Origin of the sequence: Arthrobacter sp. NPDC058288 (genome assembly GCF_042880995.1) — a bacterium.
In the GTDB taxonomy this organism is placed as follows: domain Bacteria; phylum Actinomycetota; class Actinomycetes; order Actinomycetales; family Micrococcaceae; genus Arthrobacter.
The window spans coordinates 1-24,336 of sequence record NZ_JBHVYH010000003.1 but is presented as its reverse complement, the minus strand read 5'-3'; the positions used below and the strand labels follow the sequence as shown (position 1 = coordinate 24,336).

At 65.7% G+C, this 24,336-nt stretch carries 19 protein-coding genes and 1 pseudogene; 8 read left to right on the top strand and 12 right to left on the bottom strand.

The features are described from left to right. Nucleotides 1-43 precede the first annotated feature (43 nt). A complete protein-coding gene (locus tag ACFVWT_RS11095; RefSeq protein ID WP_390247869.1) occupies nt 44-3,910 on the bottom strand; it encodes a hydantoinase B/oxoprolinase family protein in 3,867 nt (1,288 codons plus the stop codon). Between the two features lie 480 nt (nt 3,911-4,390). On the opposite strand from ACFVWT_RS11095, the gene ACFVWT_RS11090 reads away from it, so the two are divergent. Beyond that, nucleotides 4,391-5,203, top strand: coding sequence for an IclR family transcriptional regulator (locus ACFVWT_RS11090; RefSeq protein ID WP_390247868.1), 813 nt, complete (start codon nt 4,391-4,393; stop codon nt 5,201-5,203). 99 nt (nt 5,204-5,302) lie between these two features. Here the strand turns inward: ACFVWT_RS11090 and ACFVWT_RS11085 are convergent, their stop codons facing one another. The 8 genes from ACFVWT_RS11085 to ACFVWT_RS11050 all read right to left on the bottom strand — a co-directional run bounded on the left by ACFVWT_RS11085 (nt 5,303) and on the right by ACFVWT_RS11050 (nt 16,529). Continuing rightward, on the bottom strand, nt 5,303-6,133 hold the full coding sequence (locus tag ACFVWT_RS11085; protein WP_390247867.1) for an IclR family transcriptional regulator: 831 nt from the start codon (nt 6,131-6,133) through the stop codon (nt 5,303-5,305). Nucleotides 6,134-6,228: 95 nt separating this feature from the next. Beyond that, complete coding sequence (locus ACFVWT_RS11080) at nt 6,229-9,129, bottom strand: ATP-binding cassette domain-containing protein (protein WP_390247866.1); 2,901 nt, start codon at nt 9,127-9,129, stop codon at nt 6,229-6,231. Beyond that, a complete protein-coding gene (locus ACFVWT_RS11075) occupies nt 9,126-9,683 on the bottom strand; it encodes a hypothetical protein (RefSeq protein WP_390247865.1) in 558 nt (185 codons plus the stop codon). Before ACFVWT_RS11075 ends, ACFVWT_RS11080 begins: the two co-directional genes overlap by 4 nt. 147 nt (nt 9,684-9,830) lie before the next feature. Then, entirely contained in the window at nt 9,831-11,417 is a 1,587-nt protein-coding gene (locus ACFVWT_RS11070) for an APC family permease (protein ID WP_390247864.1), read from the bottom strand. Nucleotides 11,418-11,540: 123 nt separating this feature from the next. Beyond that, entirely contained in the window at nt 11,541-13,193 is a 1,653-nt protein-coding gene (locus ACFVWT_RS11065) for a GMC family oxidoreductase (protein WP_390247863.1), read from the bottom strand. Next, complete coding sequence (locus ACFVWT_RS11060) at nt 13,194-14,732, bottom strand: aldehyde dehydrogenase family protein (RefSeq protein ID WP_390247862.1); 1,539 nt, start codon at nt 14,730-14,732, stop codon at nt 13,194-13,196. 121 nt (nt 14,733-14,853) lie between these two features. After that, nucleotides 14,854-15,456 carry a TetR/AcrR family transcriptional regulator gene (locus ACFVWT_RS11055; protein ID WP_390247861.1) on the bottom strand — a complete coding sequence of 201 codons (603 nt, stop codon included), beginning with the start codon at nt 15,454-15,456 and terminating at the stop codon, nt 14,854-14,856. A 149-nt stretch (nt 15,457-15,605) separates the two neighbouring features. Next, a complete protein-coding gene (locus ACFVWT_RS11050; RefSeq protein WP_209742294.1) occupies nt 15,606-16,529 on the bottom strand; it encodes a LysR family transcriptional regulator in 924 nt (307 codons plus the stop codon). Nucleotides 16,530-16,713: 184 nt separating this feature from the next. On the opposite strand from ACFVWT_RS11050, the gene ACFVWT_RS11045 reads away from it, so the two are divergent. Both ACFVWT_RS11045 and ACFVWT_RS11040 read left to right on the top strand, forming a co-directional pair. Continuing rightward, a complete protein-coding gene (locus ACFVWT_RS11045) occupies nt 16,714-17,154 on the top strand; it encodes a hypothetical protein (RefSeq protein ID WP_390247860.1) in 441 nt (146 codons plus the stop codon). Between the two features lie 79 nt (nt 17,155-17,233). Further along, nucleotides 17,234-17,977, top strand: coding sequence for a GPP34 family phosphoprotein (locus ACFVWT_RS11040; protein ID WP_390247859.1), 744 nt, complete (start codon nt 17,234-17,236; stop codon nt 17,975-17,977). A 121-nt stretch (nt 17,978-18,098) separates the two neighbouring features. Here the strand turns inward: ACFVWT_RS11040 and ACFVWT_RS11035 are convergent, their stop codons facing one another. The 3 genes from ACFVWT_RS11035 to ACFVWT_RS11025 all read right to left on the bottom strand — a co-directional run bounded on the left by ACFVWT_RS11035 (nt 18,099) and on the right by ACFVWT_RS11025 (nt 20,668). Continuing rightward, entirely contained in the window at nt 18,099-19,190 is a 1,092-nt protein-coding gene (locus tag ACFVWT_RS11035) for a type I restriction endonuclease (RefSeq protein ID WP_390247858.1), read from the bottom strand. Nucleotides 19,191-19,344: 154 nt separating this feature from the next. Continuing rightward, nucleotides 19,345-20,082 carry a VOC family protein gene (locus ACFVWT_RS11030; protein WP_390247857.1) on the bottom strand — a complete coding sequence of 246 codons (738 nt, stop codon included), beginning with the start codon at nt 20,080-20,082 and terminating at the stop codon, nt 19,345-19,347. Between the two features lie 46 nt (nt 20,083-20,128). After that, the gene (locus tag ACFVWT_RS11025) at nt 20,129-20,668 is read right to left on the bottom strand and encodes a TspO/MBR family protein (RefSeq protein WP_390247856.1); all 540 of its coding nucleotides are present in this window, start codon (nt 20,666-20,668) and stop codon (nt 20,129-20,131) included. Nucleotides 20,669-20,822: 154 nt separating this feature from the next. Between ACFVWT_RS11025 and ACFVWT_RS11020 the strand changes: the two genes are divergently transcribed. From ACFVWT_RS11020 to ACFVWT_RS11000, 5 genes and pseudogenes are all read left to right on the top strand, one after another. Continuing rightward, nucleotides 20,823-21,119: a hypothetical protein gene (locus ACFVWT_RS11020; RefSeq protein ID WP_390247855.1), complete on the top strand. Its 297-nt coding sequence runs from the start codon at nt 20,823-20,825 to the stop codon at nt 21,117-21,119. 183 nt (nt 21,120-21,302) lie between these two features. Further along, the gene (locus ACFVWT_RS11015) at nt 21,303-22,331 is read left to right on the top strand and encodes a TerC family protein (RefSeq protein ID WP_390247854.1); all 1,029 of its coding nucleotides are present in this window, start codon (nt 21,303-21,305) and stop codon (nt 22,329-22,331) included. Next, the gene (locus tag ACFVWT_RS11010; RefSeq protein ID WP_390247853.1) at nt 22,328-22,654 is read left to right on the top strand and encodes a helix-turn-helix transcriptional regulator; all 327 of its coding nucleotides are present in this window, start codon (nt 22,328-22,330) and stop codon (nt 22,652-22,654) included. Before ACFVWT_RS11015 ends, ACFVWT_RS11010 begins: the two co-directional genes overlap by 4 nt. A 161-nt stretch (nt 22,655-22,815) precedes the next feature. Next, nucleotides 22,816-23,691 carry an aminoglycoside phosphotransferase family protein gene (locus ACFVWT_RS11005; RefSeq protein ID WP_390247852.1) on the top strand — a complete coding sequence of 292 codons (876 nt, stop codon included), beginning with the start codon at nt 22,816-22,818 and terminating at the stop codon, nt 23,689-23,691. 240 nt (nt 23,692-23,931) lie between these two features. Further along, nucleotides 23,932-24,336: pseudogene (locus tag ACFVWT_RS11000) on the top strand (endonuclease); the annotation flags it as partial.

The window sequence follows — 24,336 nt, the reverse complement described above, 5'->3', positions numbered from 1 at the left end:
TCGCTGACCGGTCCCCAGACCGCCCCTCACTGCTGCTCCAGGATCAGCTTGTGGTGCTCAGCTCCGCGACCAGGACGTCGCGGCGTTCGGCCGTGGCTTTCAGGTCGACCGTGAGGTGGTCGTTGACATCCCGAAGGACCACGCCATAATCCCGAGCGGCCGCTTCCACCGTGGTGAAGCCATCCAGCACGTCCTCGAGGACCTTCAGCGGGTCCCGCTTGTGCGGGTCACCGAAACCGCCACCGCTGGGTACGATGATCTGAAGAGAATCGCCGGCCAGCAGTTGACGGCCGGTGACCTTGGAGGGCCAGGACTCCTCGCCTTCCCGGCCGGGGTTCTTCACCAGCGTGCCGTTGAGGCCTTCATGGCCTCCGAATGCGCCCCACGGCACGTCCGACTCGTGGCGTTCACCCTCGCAGGTGATCGCGGTGTCGGTCAGGAATGTGTTTTCCCGGACGATGCCGATCCCGCCGCGGAACTCGCCAGCCGCCGCCGGCTCGGAACGCAGTTCGTAGCGGTCGGTGCGCATCGGGAACCGCCACTCGAGCTCTTCGATCGGGTTGTTCCGGGTGTTGGCGATGAGGTTGTCCACGGAGTCCGGACCGTCGCTGGTGGCGCGGCCGCCGTAGGAGCCTTCGTTGACCTCGAGGTAGACCCAGTACTCGCCCTGCTTCTCATCCCAGCCGGAGTAGGAGATGAAGTGGATGTGGGCGGAGTTGCCGGCGGTGACCCGGTCGGGAATGACGGGGGCGAGGGCCCGCAAAGCCAAGTCGACGGCGCGCTGGACCTGGGAGAACCGCGAGAACGTCGCCGCCGGGTACTTCGGGTTGAAGATGGTGCCCTCCGGGGCGATCACCTTCAGCGGCTTGAGCATGCCCTCGTTCTGGGGCACAAACACCGGGAAGGCGACCTCGTCCAGGAACATCATGCGGGTGATGAACGTGAACGCCGAGACCGTTGTGCCCTCGAAAGCGCAGTTATAGGCGGTGGGCACTTGTTCGGAGGACCCGGTCAGGTCGTAGGTGATCTCGTCACCCTCGACGATCACCTTGACGACGATCGGCAGCTTCTTGCCGTAGTTACGTCCGTCGTCGTCCAGGTAGCCCACCTCGGTCTCGTAGACGCCGTCCGGGATCTTGGCGATCTCCTGGCGCAGCATCCGCTCCGAGTAGTCGATCCAGCTCTGGCCGGCCTCGCGGACCGCGCCGAAGCCGTAGCGCTCGATGAGCGCAATGTAGCGGGACTTGGCCAGCTCGCAGGCGGCGATCATCGCCTGGAAGTCGCCCTCGTTGGAGGTGGGTGTCCGGGTGTTGTTCAGGATGTGCCGGATCAGCGATTCCTGCCGGACGCCCTTCTCGTAGACCTTCACCGCCCGGAAGATGGTGCCTTCGGACTGGATGTCCTGAATGTCCACCATCAGCCCGGAGTACGCGCCGCCGTTGTCGATCAGCTGGCCCGAGGCGCCGGCGAAGCCGACGAGTTCCCCGTCGTGGAAGATCGGTTCGATAATCGCCACGTCGGGAGAGTGCGTGGCGCCCAGATACGGGTCGTTGTGCAGGATAACGTCACCGTCGTGGATATCATCGCCCAGGACAGAGATCACGCCCTTGACGATCTTGGGCATGGAGCCCATGAACATGGGCGTGGAGTCGGACTCGGCCAGCACGTTGCCGTCCTTGTCAAACAGTCCTGCGCCGAGGTCCTCGGACTCGCGGATGATTGAGGAGTAGGCCATACGGAACAGAACCGAAGCCATTTCCTTGGCCGCCGAGTTCAGGGCGCCGCCAATCACGCGCATGAGGATCGGGGTGGCCAGTTTCTCGGCGGTCTGCGTGGCGGCCGGGCAGTCGATAACGAGGTTGCCGGCGGCGTCCACCGTTCCTGAGAATCCCGGCGGAATGACGACGGTGGAGTCGTACTGTTCGATGATGGCCGGACCGGAGAAGGCCGTACCCACCCCCATCTTGTCGCGGTCGTAGAAGCCGGTGTCCACCGTAACCGGCTTGCCGCCCTCCTCAAAGGTCACCGGACGGGTTTCCACCAGTGCGTCCTTGAGGGACCCGGACTTCGTCGCTTCCGGCGTCGGCAGGTCATCCATCACGGCACTGGCATCCACGCGGATGTTGATGACCTCCACGGTGCCGTTCTTGAAACGGTGGCCGTACTCCTCAAAGTGGGCGTCGTGGAAGGCTGCCTCGGCCTTTTCCAACCAGGCCTGGTCGACCGGCCCCTCGGGAGCAGTGAAGCGGATCTCGTATCCCTGGCCCTCGTAGCGGGCGTCCGCGAGCCATTCGAGCTTGCGGCGTTCGGCCGGCACGTCCTCGGCATCCAGCTGGGCATTGGCCTCGCGTTCCAACTGCTCGTAGGAGGCCTGGATCGCGGCAGGGTTGGCGTCTGCGAAAGTGAACCGGTTGGTGGCGACGAACTCGTACTTCTCGTCGGTGGCCAACAGGCCGGTGGCGGCCATAATGCCGGGATGGGCCGGGATCAGCACCTTTGGGACCTCCAGCTCCGCGGCGATCTCGCAGGCGAACAGTGCGCCGGCACCGCCTGCAGCGACGAGGGTGAAGTCACGCGGGTCGTAGCCTCGGCGCACGGAGTTCTGCTCGATCGCCTGGGTCATACCGAACTTCTGGATCTGCAGCGCGCCGAGGGCGGCCTGATCCACCGACATGTTGAGCTTTGCTGCCAGACCCTCCATGGCCTTTCGAGCGCCCTCAAGATCCATATCCATACCTGAGCCGGCCAGAACGCGGTCAGGGCGCATGCGGCCCAGCAACACTTGGGCGTCGGTCGATGTGGGCTCCGACCCGCCGCGGCCATAGCAGACCGGGCCCGGGACAGCTCCCGCAGATTGAGGACCGACGCGGAAGACCCCGCCGGCGTCGACGTACGCGATGGAGCCGCCGCCAGCACCGATGGTGTCGATGTCCACCATCGGAACCATTGCCTGGTGGTCGCCGATCTTCGTGTCCAGCAGGTGACGCATGCGCAGTTCACCCTTGTAGGCCACGCCGATGTCTGCCGAGGTACCACCAATGTCCAGCGTGACAACGTTCTCGAAGCCGGACTGACGACCGGCCCACATGCCGCCGATCAGACCGCCGACCGGTCCGGACATCATCAGCGTGACAGGGCGCTTGGCGGCCTCCTTGATCGGAACCATACCGCCGGAGGACTGCATCAGCAGGATCTCCCGCTTGTAACCCAATCCTTCGGCCTGCTCCTGCAGACGGTAGAGGTATCGCGAAACCCGGGGCCCGACATAGGCGTTCAGCGCTGTGGTGGAGAACCGCTCATACTCCCGGTACAGGGGCACGATCTCGCTGGACAGGGACAGGTAAGCCTCGGGGAACTCCTCCGCGACGATCTGCCCGATCCGCTGCTCGTGGGCCGGGTTCAGATAGGAGTGCAATAGGCAGACCGCGATGGCCTCGACGCCGGCTGCCTTCAGCTCGCGTACACGCTCCCGGACCTCGTCCTCGTCCAGGGGAACCAGGACGTCACCGTTCGGTGCGGTGATGCGCTCCTTGACGGTGAGCCGGTGACGGCGCTTGATCAGGGGCTTGGTCTGCCACGGCAGGTCCTGCTGGAGGGAAAAGTTGTACGGCTTCTTGTGACGGGCGATGTGCAGGATGTCACGGAAACCCTCGGTGGTGATCATCCCGACTTCCGCACCCGTGTGCGTCAGCGCGGTGTTCGTGGCGACCGTGGTCCCGTGCACCAACTGGTCGATCTCCGAAAGCGAAACGCCCGCCTTCTCACAGAGCTTCTTGATGCCTGAGATCACGGCTTCGGACGGGTCGTGCGGGGTGGAGGGAACCTTTTCCACCACAGCAATGCGCTGGTCGTCGTCTGAGAAATACAAGTCGGTGAATGTACCGCCGACGTCTACTCCGATGCGCTTCATAAGGGGTCCTTTCGAAAGGTGGGTTCAGGACTGAATTGAAGGGAAAAGCCGGGGGCCTCTCGGCCGGGTCCGCTCTCACCCGGGTAGGAGCTGGAGTCCGCTGGGCCGGGGGGTCCGGTCCCGCAATCCGATGTGTGGTGAGTCACATCGTTGCTTGGAAAGCAATTTAGTTCCTTTATGAACAACGCGCAATGCTTTTGGCATTCATTTCTTAGTGCCGATGTCAGGTGATGGGCCAATGCGGGAAGTTTGCGGGCGTTCTTGGCGCTTACTGATGGCGGGTATTGTTCGTTGCATAAGTAGCAACTAAAGTGATGCAACAGCAATAATTCGTCGGATGCAGGTTCCGGGTTCCGCTTCTCCTGGGACGCGCCGTCGCGTGTCTGTAGCGGGGGAGGGCAGCCCGCTGGCTGGAACTGGAAAGCACGCCGTACCATGACTGCTACAGGTGGCTCACTAGCGCCCGGAGAGGGAAAATTCATGCTGGACCCACAAATCACGAACGACAAACCGCAAGGGGCCGCTGCATCGCTGCTTAACGGTCTGACGGTTCTCGAAGCGTTCTCCGTCGCCAAGCGTTCCCTGCTAGGCGTCACGGAGATCTCCGAACTCGTCGGCCTGCACAAGAGCACCGTCTCCCGGATGCTCACCGGCCTGGACGAAGCCGGATACGTGCAGCGCGACGAAGACACCGGGCGATACCGCCTCGGACTCGGGATGATCGGCCTGGCAGGACCGCTGCTGGCCGAGCTCGGCGTCCGCCGTGCCGCCCTGCCGCACCTCGAAGAACTCACCGAAGCCACAGGCGAGACGGCCGCGATCGCCGTCTGGAACGGCACCAACGCGATCGTCGTGGAACAGACGGCGAGTCCCCATCAGGTCAAGCACAGCGCGGCGATCGGCACGCGCTATAACAAGTTCGCCAGCTCCTCGGTCCGTGTGTTCTTGGCCGAACTGCCGCCCGAAGAGACGGACCGCCTGCTGGCCGGCCGGACGGTCCTGCGAGAGGACTACAGCGGGCTCGAAGATCCGGCACACGAACAACTCGCCGCCGTGCGGGACCACGGCTATGCCGTCAACGACGGTGAAACCACGTACGAGGAATACGGCGTGTCCGCCCCCGTGCGGGACTACCGGGGCGAAGTCGTCGGCTGCATCACTGCCAGCGCTCCCCGATCCCGGGTTCAGTACCAGAAGAGTCAGTCGATGCTGCGCGAAGCCGTGCTCCAGGCCGCTGAGCGCGTTTCGACTCGGCTGGGCAGCCTCCCGGGGGAAACAAATCCCGTGCACTGACGGACCATTAAGGCTCCGCCGGCGAAGCAACCCCCGCAGTGGGGTCCAGCAGCCACTGAGTGGTTAACTCCGCGAAGGACGTCCGGATGCGTGGCTGACTCAGTCCGGAAGGGAAACCGACCAGCCCAGACGGGTGGATACCTCCGAGGCGGCATGCTGCACGGCCTGAACCAGGGCGTCCCTCGTGGCGTGCTTGTGCACGCGGGAACGGGGAGCGGATGCAGTGATGCACCCAACCACCTTGCCCCGGTAATCCCGGACCGGAGCGGAGACCCCAAATTCTTCCTCCGCAGTTGCGCCGTCGTTGACGGCGTAGGCCTGACGGGCGACTTCCTGCAGGTGGGTGGTGTGGTCTGCCGGCAGTCCATCTCCTGCCGTACGTAGTATCTGCCCGGATCCGATCAGTTCGGTCGCGAGGGCCGGTGCCAGCTCCGCCAGGAAGACCCGCACCGAGGAACTTTCGAACTTGTTGTACCGGGTTCCGATGGTGGCAGTGTGTTTGACCTGAAAGGGGCTGGCCACCTGCTCCACGACGATGGCTTCATGGCCATTCCAGACGGAGATTGCACTGGTCTCGTGGGTGCTTTCGGTTAATTGTTCCAGGTAGGGGACCGCGGCACGGCGGACATCCAGGTCCGCCAGTAAAGGGCCGGCCAACGCAAGGAGGCCCAGCCCGAGCCGATACCGCCCCGTCTCCTCATCCCGCTGGACATATCCCGCTTCTGCGAGACCACTCAAAATGCGTGAGACGGTGCTCTTGTGGAGGCCAACCCGTTGAGCAACCTCAGTCACACCAAGAACAGGTTTTTGCACCGAGAAGGCTTCCAGTACAGCAAGACCGTTCAACAGCGAGGCCGCAGCTCCCTGGACCTGGCTGTTGTCCTGCCTCGGTCGTCCCGCCATCTGCGTCCCTTCGCGTCTCGTGACCATGCCGCCACTCTGGTGGCCATCATATGCCCAGCCCCAGGCGCAGTTACGGAGGATGCGGCGCGGCACTGCCCTGGCCGGGTTTCCCAACGGTGTCCTCAGGCTCCCAGATGAAGCCGGTCCTTGGCCTGGGCGGGTTGGATCTGGACAGGTTGAGCCTGCACGGCCTGCCCGCCGGGTCCAGGAACCGCGCCGGAGACCGGCTTCACCCGCCGGAGTGCCGCGAGGATGGCCCGCCCCACCACGGCGATTCCGACGATTGTGGTGATGGCGCGCAAGGTGTCCCAGCCCGCCGTCGACGTCAACAGTGAGTACAGCAGGAAGCTGCTGAGGTTGGTGCCCAGCGGCGCCCCGGGCACATAGGAGATGCCGGTGCCGGCGCCGACTGCGAAGGGCCAGAACCACAGGTTGGTCAGCAGGCCGAACAGGTAGGACGCCACGACACCGTAGCCGCACAGCATCCACAGTTCCGCCTTGCCCCGCACCCGGCGTGGGAGCAGGCCGGCCCCCGCGCCCACCCACGCACAGGCGAAGATCTGGAACGGTGTCCACGGCCCGATGCCGCCCCATAAAGCACTTGAGAGACCGATGGTGGCGGCGCCGAGGAGCATGCCGAAACGGGCACCGAACGCCCGGCCGGCCAGGATCAGCAGGATAAAGACCGCCTCCACGCCCCCGACGCCGGTGCTTGCCACCCGCACCGCCGAACCAACTGCGGCCAGGACGCCGAGCAACGCCACCGTGTGTGCGGAGCGGACCGAACCGTCCAGGGACACCACGACGGCGACTGCCGCCACGGGTGCGATCGCCAGTGCCGCGTAGGGCAGGGCCGCAGTGGCGTCCTGGGGGAGGGCCGCGGCTAGCAACGGCCAGCAGAATGCTGCGAGAGCCAGAAGGTTTGCCGCCGCGAGAACGGCGAGCTCGACGCCCCGCGGCATCCGGACGCGGCGCTGCCTCGCCGGGGCCTGCGCGTCTTGTTCGACGACGACCGTTGGTTTCAGTGCGGCACCTGCTAGCCGGGGGGTGGGACGGGGCGATTCAGGTGCATGAGCCGGCACGGCAGAGGGCGCGACGCCGTCACGCATCGGGAGGATCCGGGCGCCAAGGCTGTGGGCAAAGTCGAGGTCGTGGGTGGCGATCAGAACCGCCGCGCCGGAGTCCGCTGCGGCCCGCAGCGCCGCAGAAACGGCGGTGCGCGCCGCCGGATCGAGTCCGCGGGTGGGCTCATCGATCAGGAGGACCTGGGGATCGTCCATGGTCTGCAGCGCGATGGCCAGGATCCTGCGCTCGCCTGCAGAGAGGTCCCGGGGATGCTCGTGACCGATGGGAATCGTCACGTCTCCGCGTAAACGGGCAAGACGTGATGCTGCCGAGCCGGGCGTGGGCCGTTGGCCGTTCTTTCTGCGCGCCAGGCGCCGTTCGGCCGCGCGGAGCTCCCCGGCGACGGTGTCCCTCGTGAAGAGGTCGTCCGAGGCGTCCGGCACCAGGGCGACGCGCCCGCCGTCGACCGTGCCGCCGTCGCGCTTTCCTGCACTGACCGTTCCTTCACTCACCGTGCCCTCTCCCAGGGCGAGCGCCACCAGGAGGGACGACTTCCCGGCACCGTTCGGCCCCACCAGGGCCACCACTTCACCGCGGTGCAGGGTCAGGGATGCGTCGCGCACCAGCGGCTTGCCTTTGCGGTGCACGGCGAGCTTTGTTGCCGTCAGCACGGGCGCGAGGTCCGCTGGCAGTGCCGGCATCGGACCGGCGTCGACAGGGCGCGACGGCGAGGGCGCGGCTCCCGGTACCCCTGCTGTTGGGATCAGCGCGCCGTCGTCGATGGTCCACCACGAGTCGGCAACGGGGACGAGCGGCTCCGCCCGGTGCTCTGCCACGATGACGCAGACACCGGCATCGCGGGCAAGGGCGTCAAGCACGGCGATAACGTGTGCGCGGGCTGCGGCGTCAAGGTCCGCCAGGGGCTCATCAACCAGGAGTAGGTCCGGCTGGTCCACCACCGCGGCGGCGATGGCTACGAGCGTTGCCTCGCCCGCCGAGAGCGTGCTGACATTCCGGTCCAGCAGCGCCGACACCCCGATGCTCTCCGCGACCTCCAGCACCCGGGCCTTGGCGCTACCGGATGCCATGCCGCGCAGCTCCAGTGCCAGGGAGATTTCGTCCCGGACCCGGGTGGTGGCGAAGGCTGCGCGGGGGTTCTGCAATACGACGCCGACGAGGCGGGCCGTATCGCGCGGCGGCGTGGCGGCACGGTCCCTTCCGCCCACGCGCACGGTGCCGGCAATGTCTCCGCCATCAACGTGCGAGAGGAGGCCGGCGATACCCCGGAGGATGGTGGACTTGCCGGAGCCCGTGGGCCCGGTCATGACGGTGATTGACCCGCTCGACGGCGTGAATTCTGCGACGCGCACCTGCGCGTCACCAATGCGGAACTCGGCGTCCCGGACGAGGACCGGTGCTTCGACACTGTGGCCGGGTTGGTGTGCCGCCTTGCTCCCGAAGCCGCGCAGCTCCAGGGCTGCGGAAACGCGGCCCGCGTGCTCAAGGGTGCGCTCCAGCACGGGAACAAGGGCGCGGGGTCCGAAGCGTTCGCCCCGCAACCGGAAAGCCAGGCGTACGGAGGTCACGGCGTCGGAGAGCGCCGGGAGCGCCGCCCAGGCCACCACAAGCGTCCGGGCCAGGCCCTGGACGGGGCCGCGGCGGGCCAGGTGCACGAAGCCGCGGGCCACGTCCACCCAGGCGTTGAGCAGGCCGAAACCGAGGAACATGGCGGCAATCGGCAGGGCGGACAGTACCGCCGCCCACAGCCCGGGAGCCGTGACCGGACCGAGGAGGACCACATGGGCGTACGGGGCAGGCAGCCGAATCGCCGGCAGGTCGAGCAGAACCGGCTCAGCAATGCCTGCCCCGTTGAATAGGACGCGGTAGATGACCCGCGCCACGATGAAGACGACGGCGAGGGCCGCCCCTGCACGTAGCGGCGCGGGTCGAAAGGTCATGCCGCGGGGGCGGCCGGTTCGCCGTCGACCGTGAAGAGCAGTTCCAGGCTCTCTCCGGGGCTCACCTTCAGGGTGGCGAGGCCCTCCTGGGCGTAGGCCCAGTCACCGGAGGCCGGCTTGACCCAGAGGGCCCAGTACGCGAAGGCGGCGGGCATCTTGCTGCAGTCTTCCCGGTAGGTGCCGCCCTTGTGGGTGATGTCGAAGTCCGCGGCGGGCACACCGTTCACACGGCATGCCAGTTCCTTGGGATATTGGGCGGTGCCTTCGGTCTTTACCTTGGCCTCTTCGAGCGCCTTGGACGCGAGGATCGGCGCGTCCGCGGGCACGCAAACGGATGTTTCAGCGGCATCCTGCTTCAGGGCGCCCGAATCGACGATGACCTTCACGCCGGAGCAGGGCCCGGCGGAGGCGCTGGATGAAGACGTTGCCGGGGAAGCCGGCGCGGAGGTGGTGGGCTGGGTGGCGGCCGGCGTGGAACAGGCGGCGAGGGTAAACAGGAGACCTGCGGCGGCGAGGGAGCTCGCGGCGGCAGTGCGGATCTTAGTCAAAGTCACATGTCAAGGGTAGGGCGTGGCCTGTCCGGATCGGGATGCCGTCCCGTTGTGTGACGTCACAGGGCAGAGGGCAGGTCCCCGATTAAAACAAAAGGGCCGACGACGGCGCTCGGGTGAGTGCCGTCGTCGACCCTTCCGGGGGCGTTACTAAGCTTCCGACGCGGCCATCTTGACTGCGAGCGCATCCTCCGGGGCTTCGTGCTTTGCTGATTCGTACTGCGCAGCGCCCGACGACGGATGTGCTGCGACTGCCGCGGCGTGCTCGGCCAGCACCCCGGTCTGGTGGCGGATCTTCAGACGGTAGAGCAGGGTCCCGCCAATGATCACGGCGCCCACGAAGATCACGCCGCCCCACTGCAGGTACCACTCGAACGGCGGCACCGAGTTGTAGATCTCCGGCCGGGGCCAGACCAGATTCAGTGTCATGGCACCGCCCCAGAAGACCGCGAGGATGTTCACCGGCAGACCCCATTTGCCAAGGCTGAACCCGGCTTCGGACTGCTGATCCTGCAGGGGCCACTTCTTCAGCAGCCGGTTGCGCAGCAGGGGAACAGTGACCAGCAGGTAGGACAGATAGATCAGGACGATGCTGATGCTGGACATGATGGTGAAGATGGCCGGCTGCGTCACGTTGACCAGCAGCGGAATGACGGCCATGACGCCGATCACGATCGCCGCGATCTTGGGCGTCCTGCGGACCGGATCCACCCTGCTGAGCTGCCGGCTGAACGGCAGGTTGTTGTCCCGTGCCATGGCGAACATCATGCGGATGGCGGCGGCGTGGACAGCCAGGGTGCAGACCACCACGGCCACCACGATGCATGCCAGGAAGGCCTTGCCGAAAGGTCCGCCCAGGACGGAGAGCACGATGTACTGCAGCCCGCCGTCGGCAGCTCCCACCTTGGGATCGGCCAGGTCCGGTGCGGCCAGGATGCCAAACAGCAGGATCAGGCCGCCCAGCAGGAACGAGGCCGTGACGGCGCGCAGGATGGCCTTGGGGGCCGTGCGCTTGGGGTCCTTCGTCTCCTCCCCGAGCGAGCTGGCGGTATCGAAGCCGTACATGACGTAGCCCGAAGCCATGGCGCCGATGAGGAAGACGCCGAAGAAGCCAAGGTCGTGCCCTTCGCCGAAGCTGGCGGTGTCGAAGAAGACCTCGGGCCCCCGCACCACGTGCCAGCCCAGCGCGAGGATCAGCAGCACGGCCGCGGTCAGCTCCACGAAGACTCCGATGCTGTTGATCCTGGTCATCAGCTTCACGCCGAAGGCGTTGATGAGGGTGGAGATGGTGATCATGATGGTGGCCAGCACCACGCCGTTCATGGCGAAGTCGTAGGGCCCGGTGCCGTCACCGACGAACTGGAAACCGGACCAGAGCTGGGGCAGGGTGAGTTGCAGGGCAAGTGCCACGGAGCCCAGCGCCACGATGGAGGAGAGCAGGAGCAGCCAGCCCGCCAGCCAGGACGAGGTCCCCGACGAGAGCCGCTTGGCCCAGTTGTAGACCGATCCCGCCACGGGGTAGCGGCCGGCCAGCTCGGCGAAACAGAGTGCCACCATCAGCTGGCCGACGAAGACGATGGGCCAAGACCAGGCGTACGCCGGGCCGGCCATGGAAAAACCAAAGTAGAACAGTTGGAAGACGCCGGTCAGGATGGAGATGTAGCTGACGCCTGCGGCGAAGCTGGCAAACTTGCCGATGCTCCGGTCCAGGGTCTGGGTGTAGCCAAATTCATCCATGCCGCTTGAATCAATACTCTTGCTGGGTTCCAATGTGTGAACTCCTAAGTCAGAAAAGTACGACGATGCACCCCGCGGCCACAAGGGGCGCGGGTGAAATCAATAGCCTCCGGAACTTGCCTCTCAGGCGAAGGACGGGCTGAGCTCCTCCTCTTTCCTTGCAGCGGCCCTTTCAGCGCCACCGGTGTGGCCGGTCTGGATGAGGTCGGCGCAGCGCTCGCCGATCATCATGACGGTGATGTTGGGGTTGACGGTGACGTGTTCAGGCATCACGGAGGCATCCGCCACGCGCAGGCCGGTGACGCCCTTGACCCGCAGCTCGGGATCCAGGGGTGACATCCCGTCGTCGGCCGCACCCATCCGGACCGTGCCCACCGGGTGGTACACGGTGTTGTGGGTCTTGCGGATGTACTCCCGCAGCTCCTCGTCCGTCTGCGCCTCGACGCCGGGCGAGAGCTCGCGGCCGGTCCATTCGGCCATGGCGGGCTGGGCGGCGATTTCGCGGGCCTTGCGGATGCCGGCCACCATGACCCGCATGTCGTGGCCTTCGGGATCGGTGAAGTAGCGCGGGTCCACCATCGGTTTGTCGCGGAAGTCGCGGCTGCGCAGCCGGACGGTGCCGCGGGAGCGGGCGTGCGTGACGTTCGGGGTGAGGGAAAAGCCGTTCTCCGTGGTTGGGTAGCCGTGCCGCAGGGTGTTCATGTCGAACGGGACGGAGCCGTAGTGCATCATCAGGTCCGGGCGGTCCAGGCCATCCTCGGTGGGGGTGAAGATGCCGATTTCCCACCACTGGGTGGATGTTTGCACCATGGGCTGCTTGGCCTCGAACTGGACCACGCCTTCGGGGTGGTCCTGCAGGTTCTCGCCCACGCCGGGGGAGTCCACCAGCACCTCGATGCCGTGCGCGGCGAGGTGCGCTGCCGGGCCGATGCCGGAGAGCATCAGCAGCTTCGGGGAGTCGATGGCGCCGGTGGACAGGATGACCTCGCGGTGGGCGGAGAGCCGGTGGGTCCGGCCGAACGCAGAGTCCACCACGTCCACGCCGGTGCAGCGCTTGTCCGCGTCGAATACGAGCTGGCGGGCGCGGAGGCCTGTCAGCAGGGTGAAGTTGGGGCGTTCGATGATCGGGTGGATATAGGAGACGGAGCTGGATGACCGGGTGCCGTCCGCGCGGCGGTTGATCTGGAAGAAGTTGGCGCCGTTGATGACGGTTCTACCCGTGTTGAACTTCGCGCGGGGGATGCCGGCCTGCTCACAGGCGTCCAGAAGCGCCACGCCGGCTGGGTCCGCCGGAGGCACGTTCATCAGGTGCACGGGGCCTGAGTCCCCGTGGTGCGGCGCGTCCGGGCCGGCGTCCTCGTTGGTTTCCAGCCGCTGGTAAAGCGGCCAGGCGGCATCGGCGTTCCAGCCTGCGGCTCCGTACTTGGACTCCCACTCGTCCAGGTCCTCGCGCGGGGCCCAGAAGGCGATGCACGAGTTGTGGCTGGAACACCCGCCCATCACTTTGGCACGGGCGTGGCGCATGAAGGAGTTGCCATTTTCCTGCGGCTCCACCGGGTAGTCCCAGTCGTAGCCGGATTCCAGCAGCTCCATCCATCGGTCCAGCTGCAGGATTTCGGGCAGGTTGCGGTCATCGGGTCCTGCTTCCACCAGGGCCACGGACACGTCCGGGTCCTCGCTCAGCCTCGCGGCCACTGCGGCACCCGCGGATCCGCCGCCGATCACGACGTAGTCGAACCCGCGCTCGCCGAGGTCCTCAATGTTGTCGAAGTGCATTCAGTTCTCCTTGCCGTGGTCCGCGAACCAGCCGGTGACCTGCGGGCTGGTGTTCTGGTAGATGTGCTTGGCTTCCTGGTATTCGGCCAGGCCCGTGGGGCCCAGCTCGCGGCCGACGCCGGACTGGCCGAAGCCGCCCCACTCGGCCTGGGGAAGGTAGGGGTGGTAGTCGTTGATCCAGATGGTGCCGTGCCGCAGCCGGGATGCCACGCGCTGCGCCTTGCCGGCGTCCTGGGTCCAGACCGCCCCGGCCAGGCCGTAGATGGTGTCGTTGGCAGTGGCTACGGCTTCATCCTCGGTGCGGAACGTCTCCACGGTGACCACGGGGCCGAACGCCTCGTCCACCACCACCGACATTCCCCTTTGGACGCGGTCCAGGACGGTGGGCTGGTAGTAGAAACCGCCGTCGTACTTTTCTCCTTGCGGCGCCGCGCCGCCGGTCCGCAGCCGCGCACCCTCCTGGATGCCGCGCTGGACATAGGCGTGGACCTTGTCCCGGTGGGCCGCGGAAATCAGCGGCCCGGTTTCGGCGGCGTCGTCAAACGGGCCGCCGATCCGGACGCCCTCGGCCCGGCGGACCAGCTCATCCACAAAGCGTTCGGCGATGGATTCCTCCACCACCAGCCGCGCCCCGGCGGAGCAGACCTGCCCGGAGTGGACGAAGGCGCCGTTCAGGGCATTGTCGACGGCGGCGTCGAAGTCCGCGTCCGCGAACACCACGTTGGGGTTCTTGCCGCCAAGCTCCAGCGCCACCTTCTTGACGGTGCCGGCGGCGGCCGCCGCGATGTGCTTGCCGGTTTCCAGCCCGCCCGTGAAGGAGACGAGGTCGACGTCGGGATGTTCCGAGAGCGGTGCGCCCGCCTGTGCGCCGGCACCGGTGACGAGGTTGGCGACGCCGTCCGGCAGACCGAGGTCCCGCAGCAGCTGCATGGCCAGGATGGCTGTGGACGGGGTCAGCTCGGAGGGCTTGAGGACGAAGGTGCAGCCGGCGGCCAGGGCGGGCGCGATCTTCCATGCCGCCTGGAGCAGGGGGTAGTTCCACGGCGTGATCAGGCCGCAGACGCCCACGGGTTCGTAGACGATTTTGCTGACGACGGCGGGGTTACCGGCGTCGACCATGCGGCCCGCCTGCTGCCCGGCGAGCCTCCCGAAGTACTCGAAGCAGGCGGCAATGTCGTCCATGTCGATCCGGCTTTCGACCATGCGCTTGCCGGTGTCCAGCGACTCGGCGCGGGCGAACTTTTCCCGGTGTTCGCGCAGTCCGGCGGCGACCTTGAGCAGGAAGGTGCCGCGTTCGGGTGCGGGGACGGAGGACCAGACACCGGAGTCGAAGGCGGCACGGGCTGCGGAGATGGCGCGCTCGGCGTCCTCCCGGCCGGCCTCCGACACTGTGGCCACCAACTCGCCGTCGGCGGGGTTGCGGATTTCGCGGACAGCGCCGGAGGCGGCCGGCTCCCAGGCACCGTTGATGAACAGGGTGGATGCTGTCTCGGTTGTTGCGGTTTGGGTGACGTCCCGAAGGTGTGTGGCGTAAGTCATACGAGGGACAGTAATGCAGATTGAACGAGTGTTCAATAGTTTCTTGAACAGTCGTTCAATGCTACGGAGGGTGCTTAATCCGCCCGATGCTGGTGGTTCAGGACTCGTGCAGCCCGTGGTCCTAGGCGGTGTGGTCCTGAAGAGGTGCGAAGGCGATTTGCTCCGTGCGGGCGATGCTTCGCTGGATGGAGGCCTCATCAATGCCCAGAAGCGCCGTCAGCCACATGCCGTTTTGGATGACGACAATGTCCGCGGCCCGCCCCCGGCACGCCTCCCAGGAAAGAGCGGGCTGGGCGTTGGAAACCAGCGTGGCAAGGCCGTCGAGATAGCGGTCGAACGCCTCGGCGTTGATCTGCGCGTAGCCTTCGTCAGCTTGGGCCAGCGCCCAGAGGTGCAGGCGCAGGGACAGGTAGCGGGTGGTCAGCAGGTCGGCGGCCGCCACTCGCCGCAGGGCCTTGCGCAGCTGCTCCTCCGGATCCGACGACGGGTCGGGTGCCACGAGCAGAAGGTCGTGTTCATCGACCCGGCGCAGGGCGGCCCGTATCAGGCTGGTCTTGTCGTCGTAGTAGTAGTTCACCAGGCCGAGCGCGACGCCGGCTTCGCGGGCCACGGCCCGCATGCTCACCCCCGAAATCCCATGGCGGGACAGCAGATCCAGCGCAGCCTCAAGAATGCGCGACTGCCTGTCCATCTGTTCGCCGGAGTTCACGGCATTGGTCCCCATCCGGCCAGACTATTGCCTAACCTGCAACGAGTGCACTTTCGGGGGCGCCGCATGACCGAAGCGGACGACGGCGGGACATCCCGCCGTCGTCCGGATTGCCTCTGCGACCGGCCAGGGGTGAGGCCGACGTCCCGGCCCGGCAGCTCGGGTCAGGATGTCGACCGGGTGTCGAACGCTGCCGCCGATTCCCTTAGGAGGCGCGCGACTGTGTCCACGGGCATGTTGGCTGATCTCCGCCGGTCGAACCGTCGCAGGACGATACGTCGCGTGCCCAATCCAGGGACGTCCAGGACATCCACCCCGTCATGGCGGACTCCGCTCAACGCTAAGGTGGGTGCGATCGCAATACCCTCGCCAGCAGCCACGAGTGCGAGGGCGGTCAGCGTGTCCTGGTACTGATGGACAGTTTCCATCCGGGCACCCGTTGACTGGCGAAGGCGACCGAGCACCGCCGCGTTGGCGGCGGACGGTTCGACGCCGAGCCACGGAAATGGCAGCCCGGCGAGATCAACGTTCTCGGTGGTGAGCAGGGCACCCGAGGGAACCACCAGCTTCCAGGGTTCGTCAAGTAGTGGCTCTTCGATCATTCCGGCGGAAAGTGAACGTTGCTCGGCGGTCGTCGAGTCAAGCTCAACCACGACGGCGTCGAGCTGGCGCTGACGTAGCAGCCGCATCAACGCAGGGAAGTCGTCCTCAACGATCCTGATCGCTAATTGCGGGTACTGGGTGCGCCACTCGGGCAGGCGCGGGATCACCACCGTCCGGACGAAGCTGGTGAATCCGCCCACGCGTACGACTCCTGCGACCTTGGCCCCGCCTTCGATTCGGGCGCGGGCAACACTGAGTGCGCGTTCAATCTCCTCGCCTGCTTCGGCAACTGCCAGGCCGGCGGGTGTCAAAACTGAGCCCTTGGGTGTGCGCACCACCAGGGCGTGCCCCGTCTCGTCCTCCAATTTGGTGAGCTGCTGTGAGACGGCCGAGGGAGTAAGCCCCAGCTCGTCCGCGGCTGCCAGCACGCCGCCCGTACGAGCAATTGCAAGAAGAACGCGCAACCGGCGCGGATCGATGTCCATGTTAAGTAGTTCTAAACCAGGTCTTCAGTGGAATGCAATTGCTCTAAAGGTGGGCTGTCCTCATAATTGCTGTTGAAACGACAGGCCAGCGGGGGACATCCGGGCCGGACCTCCAAATTCACGCATAGCCCGCCATCTTCATTCCGCCAGCGGATGGCAGCGGGCGTCACCTCGAAAGGACATCATGGAACTGCTGTGGGAAATCGCAGGTTGGTCGGGGGCAGTTCTGATCCTGTCGGCATACCTGGCGGTCTCTATGGGCTGGCTGAAGGCGGGTAAGCGCTTCCAGGTGGCCAACCTCATCGGTGCATGCGCCTTCATTGTCAATGGTGCGGTCCACGAAGCGTGGCCCTCCGTGGTCACGAACGTTGCCTGGTGCCTTATTTCTGCGATCGCGATTCTTCGCATGCGCGCCACGCAGGAGTTGCCGGTGGCCGCAGAGGAGGCCCCACAGGTGCAGTTTCCCGGCGTCCCTGACACAACCGGCCAAATCGCTGTTGTGGAGGCAATCACCTCTGCCGTTCACGGCGACGTAGCAGGACGTGCGGCTGAGTGCCAGGCCAGCCTGCGTGACGTGCGGACAGCGGACTCCGCGCACCTGAGCAGCGTCGCCGGGACTCGCTGACGGGGGTTCCCGCGGACGTCGGCGCCGGCGGTTGCAAATTCTCATTGTGGTGGCAGCCCAACAGGGCCACCATGATGCTATGAACGCTGAATCAGCTCAAACGGTGGAACTCAGCCTCCCCCAGGCCTTCCTGCTCCTGGCCACGAACGACAACAACGGCAAACCTGAAGTGCCGTTGTTCGCACTCAGGACCACCGTGGCAGGGGCAATACTGGCCGAGCTGGCGCTGCTCGGCGCGATCGAGCTGCAGGGAAAGCACGTCAGGGCTACCGGGACCGCCCCCACGACGGACTTTCAGGACGAGCTGGAACTCATCCGTGGCAAATCCCGTCCCCGTACTCCCAAATGGTGGGTTTCCGTACTGGACAGTCGAGCCGAAGTTCAGCGCGTGTACGAGGGAATGGCGTCGGCGGGGGTCGTGGAACATGTTGGCGAAAAGCACCTGAGCCGGTTCCGGGCCGTACGGTACCCGCACAAGGACCACGCTCCGGAGGAAGCACTCCGGAAGAAGATCGACGCCGCGCTGAGCGGTGCGCCGTCTGATCTCGAGGTGCCTGATGCCGGGGTTGCGGATGCCACGGCTTCCGGTTCCACCAAGCCTGACGGTGCTAAGCCTGCCGCCAAGCCTGAGCCCAAGGGGCCCGATCTTAGGACCACAGTGCTGATCGCCCTGCTTCAGGCCGCCGGACTGCTCGGCAAGCTCTTCCCGGCAGCAGATCTCACCCGGGCAAACGAGCTGGCGAGGGATTATTGGCCGACCCGCGCCGTGGAGGACGAACTCCGGTTGATCAGATTGGCGGAGGAAGAAGCCGCAACTTTGTGATGCTTGCTCGCTGTGAAACGAGGTAGGGACGACGGCGGGAAGTTCCGCCGCCGTCCCTCACTTTTCTCCTGAGGTTCAAGCTGTTTCTGGCATCAGTCGGGTAATGCTGGCGTAGTTGCGCTCACAGGTAGCTCTTGACGCTCGCCCGCAGGGCTTCCGTGTGCTCGTAGATTTCTTCCAGCGAGCTGATGGGCACTCGGGTCTCTTCTTTGTTGACGTCGAAGATTCCGATGTACTTCTGCGTACGGTTGAAGTGCAGGCGCGCAATCGGCTTTCGGTTGTTGTCGTCCAGCAACACCGCGAAATAGGACTTGGCGTCCCTCTGGACCACGCGAGCGGGCTTCACTTCGCTGCAGACGATTGCCCGGACGATCTGGTAACCCTCGATTTCCTCCAGTGTTGTTTCCAAACCATCCGCCTCGGCCAGGTCGGCTTCGGCCACAGGGGCGCTGGTGACGGTGGCCGCCGCCGTGGTGTCGTCGGTTTGCGGGAAGCTGGGGGCGCCGAGGGCTTTCTTTAGGCGCTCGTTCACCTGGTCGTTCAGGAACTGCTTGGACGCCTTGGTCACCAAGGATGTGAATTGTTCACGGACTTTCTGCGTGTAAGGGCCCGGGTAAACGCGACCAGTGAGGAACTTGACCCACTCATCCTCCGGCTCCTTGAATTGAGCCGCCAAAGTCCTCTTGAGTTCACCGATGTATTTCAATTCGCCAGCGGCACTGATGATCGAATCGAGATCAAAGACGTCTTTGGACAGCTTCTGCAGTTCCGGTATGAGGGACTCATCTATGTCGCTCAAATCGAGGACGAGAAACGGCTTTTCGTCCATGCGGTTCGGTGCATCGAGGTCCGTGAAGAACTGGTACACCTCGCCGTTGGTCAGGATAGCGATTCTGGCGTTCGTGACGGCAAAGTACCGAAAAAGCTGAGACGCGTGCTCGATCTTCACTGGTTCCGTGGACTTTTTGCACTCAATCAAGATCTGGACTTCGCCGTCCTTGACGATGGCGTAGTCGATCTTCTCGCCCTTCTTGAGACCTACATCCGCGATGAACTCTGGAACGACTTCCATGGGATTGAAGACGTCGTAACCAAGAATTGTGGAAATGAAGGGCATGACAAATGCGTTCTTTGTAGCCTCCTCAGTTTGGATCACACCTCGCTGCTGACGCACCTTTGCTGCCAGAGCTGAAAGTTTTTCTGCAAAGTCCATTTGTCCCCCTTGAAAAATGATGATGCTGCCAACCGTAGCGTAGCGAGGCCTGATCTATACGAAACACTGGCATGCTTTCAGCAATAGGCTAAGTCGGCCATTTTCGACATTTGGGTCGGGACTTCGCACCAGCGCCTCCGGATGACCCGCTTCGTCACCGCGGGGCGAGGACGCAGAACGCGTTGCCCTCCGAATCCGCGAGGCACACCCATGGCACGTCGCCCTGGCCCACGTCCGCGTCAGTGGCGCCCAGAGCCCGCAGCCGGGCCACCTCGGCTGCCTGATCATCACCCGGGTACGGCATCAGGTCGAGATGGACGCGGCCGCAAACGGTCTTCAAAACGGGAGTCCGTAGGAACTCGAGATACGGCCCCACGCCCTTGGCCGAACGCAGCCTCGCATGATTGTCCGTCACCTCGTGCAGGGTCCAGTCCATCGCCTCGCTCCAGAACCGGGCCATGGCCCGCGGGTCTGTGCAGTTCACCACCACGGCGGCGATCGGCCCGGTGTCCCGGTAGATCGACCGGGGTTCCAGCACCCGGAACAGGTTGCCCTCTGGATCGGCCAGGGCCGTCCACGGCACGTCACCCTGGCCGACGTCGGCGGCCGCCGCGCCGAGCTCCTTCAGCCGTGCGACTAGCTCCGCCTGATGGGCAGCGGAGGTGGTGGCGAGATCGAGGTGCGCGCGGTACTTGACCGTCTCGGGGTCCGGGACGGTGACCACATCCACGCACACGGCTGCGGGGTCCGGCCAGACGAAGCCCACGGGTTCAACATTGGTCACTCCGGGCCCTTCGCTGGAGACACCCCAGCCGAGTGCCTTCGCCCAAAACCGGCCGAGCGCTGCGTCATCCCGGGCCTTGAAATTCACCTGAACGAGTTGCAATGCCATACCGCCAGACCCTACAACAGCCAACAACCGAAACGGGAGGCGGGCCTTAGTTGTTCAGGGCGGCGTACAGGTTCAGGCTCCCCGAGAACACCAGCCACGAAACGTAGGGCAGCATCAGCACTCCCGCCGTCGTACTGATCGGCCCGAAGTGCAGCACGGCTAAGGTGGCGATCACGGCGTGGGCTGCAATCACGAGCAGCGCCAGCCACAGGGCGGCCGTCCCCAGCATCGGGTACATGCCGAAGAACATCAGCGGCCACGACAGGTTCAGCAGCATCAGGCCGCCGTACACCTTGAGCGCCTCCCTGCGCGGGAAGCGCTGCTGCCGCCACACCAGCCACGCCGCCACCGCCATGGCCGCGTACAGGACCAGCCAGGCCGAGCCGAACACCCACCCCGGCGGGGTCCACGGTGCCTTGTCCGCAACCGCGTACCAGGCACCGCTTATCCGGATCGGCAGGGAGCCCAGCAGGGACACCGCCCAGGACGCCGCCAGAAATCCGAGGAGGGCCGCAATCTGCCGCCGCCGCGGCCCTGCGCCGGGGGCAAGAGTGCCCGGGGCGCTTTGTTCAACGTTCAAGAGCACTGACCTACTGTGAACAACCGCGGGCCTTCCCGTCAAACCACGACGGCGCGACCTCCCGCCGTCGTCCTCCCGCCGTCGTCCCGTGCTGGCCTTTCACAGGCTGCCCATAGGCAAACGGTGCCTCGTTCCCATGCGGGCAGACCACGATGAGGCTATGAGCGCATGGAGAAGGAGAGCAGTTCCCGGGCTGGCCGCCGTCGCGGCGTTTTTCCTGGCCGCCGCCAGCGTGGCCGGAATCGATGAAATGGCCAACGCCAAGATTCCGGGCGTGGCCACTGGAACCGTCCAGGCAACCGCCATGAACACCGAGACGGGGCTTGAGCACATCCTTCTGGCCGGCCTGAACCAGGGGACCCTTCCCGGTGGCTACCCCAATGACGATGTCAGGGACGAGAAGTACGACGAGGACTATCTGGAAACCCTCCACGTCCAGCCGCGTCCCCCGGCCTGAGAAGCCCAAGCCCACCCATTGCCGCAACACGTGAAATATGTTTCACTATTCGGTACGGAGGGGAGTATCCCCCAAATGTTCCGTCGTCAGTCCGGCCGTCCCTGAACGGCCCGGCGGGACAGGTCCCCAGAGGACCGGGAAAGACCTCCAGTTGGTTTAACTGACTGGAAGCGGGTTTGTCTCATGAACGTTCCCCTATGGGCCTGGTTGGCCGTCCTTGGCTTCATTGTCCTCATGCTGGCCGTGGACCTTTTCGCGCACCGCAAGGCACATGTGATCGGCGTCCGGGAAGCGGCCGTGTGGTCGGCTGTATGGGTTGCCTTCGGCGTTGGTTTCGGTGCCCTGGTGTGGCAGGTCTACGGCGCGGAGTTCGGCCAGCAGTACTTCGCCGGCTACCTGATCGAGAAGTCCCTCGCCGTGGACAACGTGTTCATCTGGGCCATCATCTTCACGTACTTCGCGGTGCCCCGGGAGTACCAGCACCGCGTCCTGTTCTTCGGTGTACTGGGCGCCCTCGTGTTCCGGGGGATCTTCATCGCGGCCGGCTCCGCGATCATCGCCAGCGCCGGATGGGTGCTGTACCTCTTCGCGGCCTTCCTCCTTTACACCGGCGTCCAGATGATCCGCCACCGCAACGAACACCTCGACCCGGAGAAATCCAAGGCACTGGCGCTCTTCCGCCGGCGGGTGCCCATGACCGAGGATTTCCACGGCCAGCGCTTCCTGATCCGCAAGAACGGCGCCCTGCTTGCCACCCCGTTGCTGGCCGTTCTGGTCCTGGTGGAGGTCACGGACATCATCTTCGCGGTGGACTCCATCCCGGCGATCTTCGCCGTCACCGACGAAGTATTCCTCGTCTTCACCGCCAACGCGTTCGCCATCCTGGGGCTCCGGGCCATGTACTTCCTCCTGGCCGACCTGATCCACCGGTTCATCTACCTCAAGATCGGCCTGGCACTCGTCCTGATCTGGGTCGGCATCAAGATGCTCCTCAAGATCGACATTTACTACATCCCCACCCCGGTGTCCCTGGCCGTCATCGCCACGATCCTCGGCGTATCCATAGCGGCCAGCCTCTGGGCCACCCGGGGGCAGGGACGCCACGCGCTCCCCGCACCGCCGAACCCGCCCTTCGGAACCGCCTCGGACGAGGAGATCGAAGCCCTGGAGCCGCTGTGGCGGCGCCCCGGCAAGAAACCGGTCCGGACGTGAATCCGGAGGAAGCATCCCTACCCGGCCTGCCCGCCTCCGGGCGGGCCGGGTGGACCTTCCTCACCAACCACGGGCACGTGCTGCTGGCGGTGGCGGCGGACCCCGAAATCCGCGTGGCGGACATCGCCGACCGGGTGGGCATCACGCCACGGGCAGCACTCCAGATCCTCAAGGACCTCGAAAGCGGCGGATACCTGCAGCGCTCCCGGGTGGGACGCCGCACCCGGTACAGCATCAAGCCGCATCAGCACTTCCGGCATCCCACCGAGGCAGCCCGGCAAATCGACGGTCTGATCCGGTTGTTCTCCGATCCGGCACCGTAAGAACGCTGCCCGTTCTCAAACGCAAGCGGACGACGGCGGGACGTCCCGCCGTCGTCCGCTTGGCATGGCGCCCGAAGGCGGACCGCACCGTCCGTACCTGACAATGGAAGGGACCGGATTGCATCGCAGGAACATGGAAGGCGGAGCTCTGAATGGCGGGAATGCCACCAGCCACGCTGGAAGTGAGTGACGCCGTCGTCCAGTGTCTGGTCCGCGAACAGCGGCCGGACCTCGGCGATCGGCCGCTGGCGCGGGTTGCGAATGGCTGGGACAACGCGACATTCCGGCTCGGCGATGACCTGGCCGTCCGGCTGCCGCGCCGGGAGGAAGCCGTCTCGCTGATACTGCATGAGCAGCGCTACCTTCCCGGCATAGCACGGCGCTCCCCGGTTTCGGTTCCTGTCCCCATCCATGCGGGCCGGCCGACGTCGGACTTTCCGTGGCCGTGGAGCATCGTGCCGTGGGTGCCCGGAGCCGCCGCGGCAGACGTCGGCCCGGCAGACCGCGGCCCCGCCGCCGAAGGCCTGGCCGATTTCCTCCTGTCCCTCCATGTGCCCGCCGAAACCGGCGTCCCGGTGAATCCTTTCCGCGGGGTGCCGCTGTCGGACCGTGCCTCTGCGGTGTTGGAACGGCTCACGGACCGTGGACGCTACCCGCAGGCGGCAGCACTGAGCGCCGTGTGGGCGCAGGCCTGTGCCGCTGAAGCCTGGGACGGTCCGGCGATGATGCTCCACGGGGACCTCCACCCGGGCAATATCCTGCTGGCGGACAGCGGCGCGCTGGCTGGCGTCATCGATTTCGGCGACGTCGGGGCGGGGGACCCTGCCGTCGATCTCGCCGTGGGATGGCTGATGTTCGACGGCGGCGCCCGCGAACGCTTCATGGAGACTTTTGGCGCCGCGGTGAAAAGGGACACCTGGATGAGGGCTCGTGGCTGGGCTCTCATCCTGTCCACGGCCATGTTGAGCAACTCCGACGATAACCCGCGGATGTTCGCCGTCGGGGAGTTCGGGATCAGGCAGATCCTGGAAGGCTGACTCTGCCTGCGGCTTTGAAGCGGGGTGGCTTTGAAGCGGGGTTTTTTGTCGGTGCCTGCTGGCATGCTGTGGGGATGGACGGCAAAGCAGTTGCGGAGACGTTGGAGGGCATGGCGGCCTCCCTTTCTGCCTTGGCTGCGTTCGCCAGTCGCGTGGCCGGAAGCGCGGCCCCGACTGAAGCTGACCCTCTTCGGGACGAAGCGGACGCGTGCCTGGACGGCCTGGCGGGGGTGGGCGGGCATGGAAGCCATGCTGGCCGCGCTGAAAGTGCACTTCGCCGCCGGATACGCGGCCGCGGCCGCAGCGATGGCGGCGCCGGCCGTTTCCCCGCAAGAGCGCACTGCCCGGGACATGGCAGTGACAGCGGAGGTGGCGTGTGTGTTGACGGTGAGTGAACGCTCGGCCGCGGCGTTCCTGGCGGAGTCGGCCGCCTTGACCACCGGGCTGCCCCTGACCCTGTCCGCGCTGGGGTCAGGGCGCATGTCGTGGCAGCACGCACGGGTGATGTGTGATGAAACATCCGGTCTGGACCCGGCCGCTGCCGCTGCCCTGGAGGGGCATTTCCTGGACCCCGGGGCCCCTTTTGCTGCGCGGGGCTGCCCGGCCGGGGAGCTGGTGCCGGGCAGGTTCCGGGCCAAAGCGCGC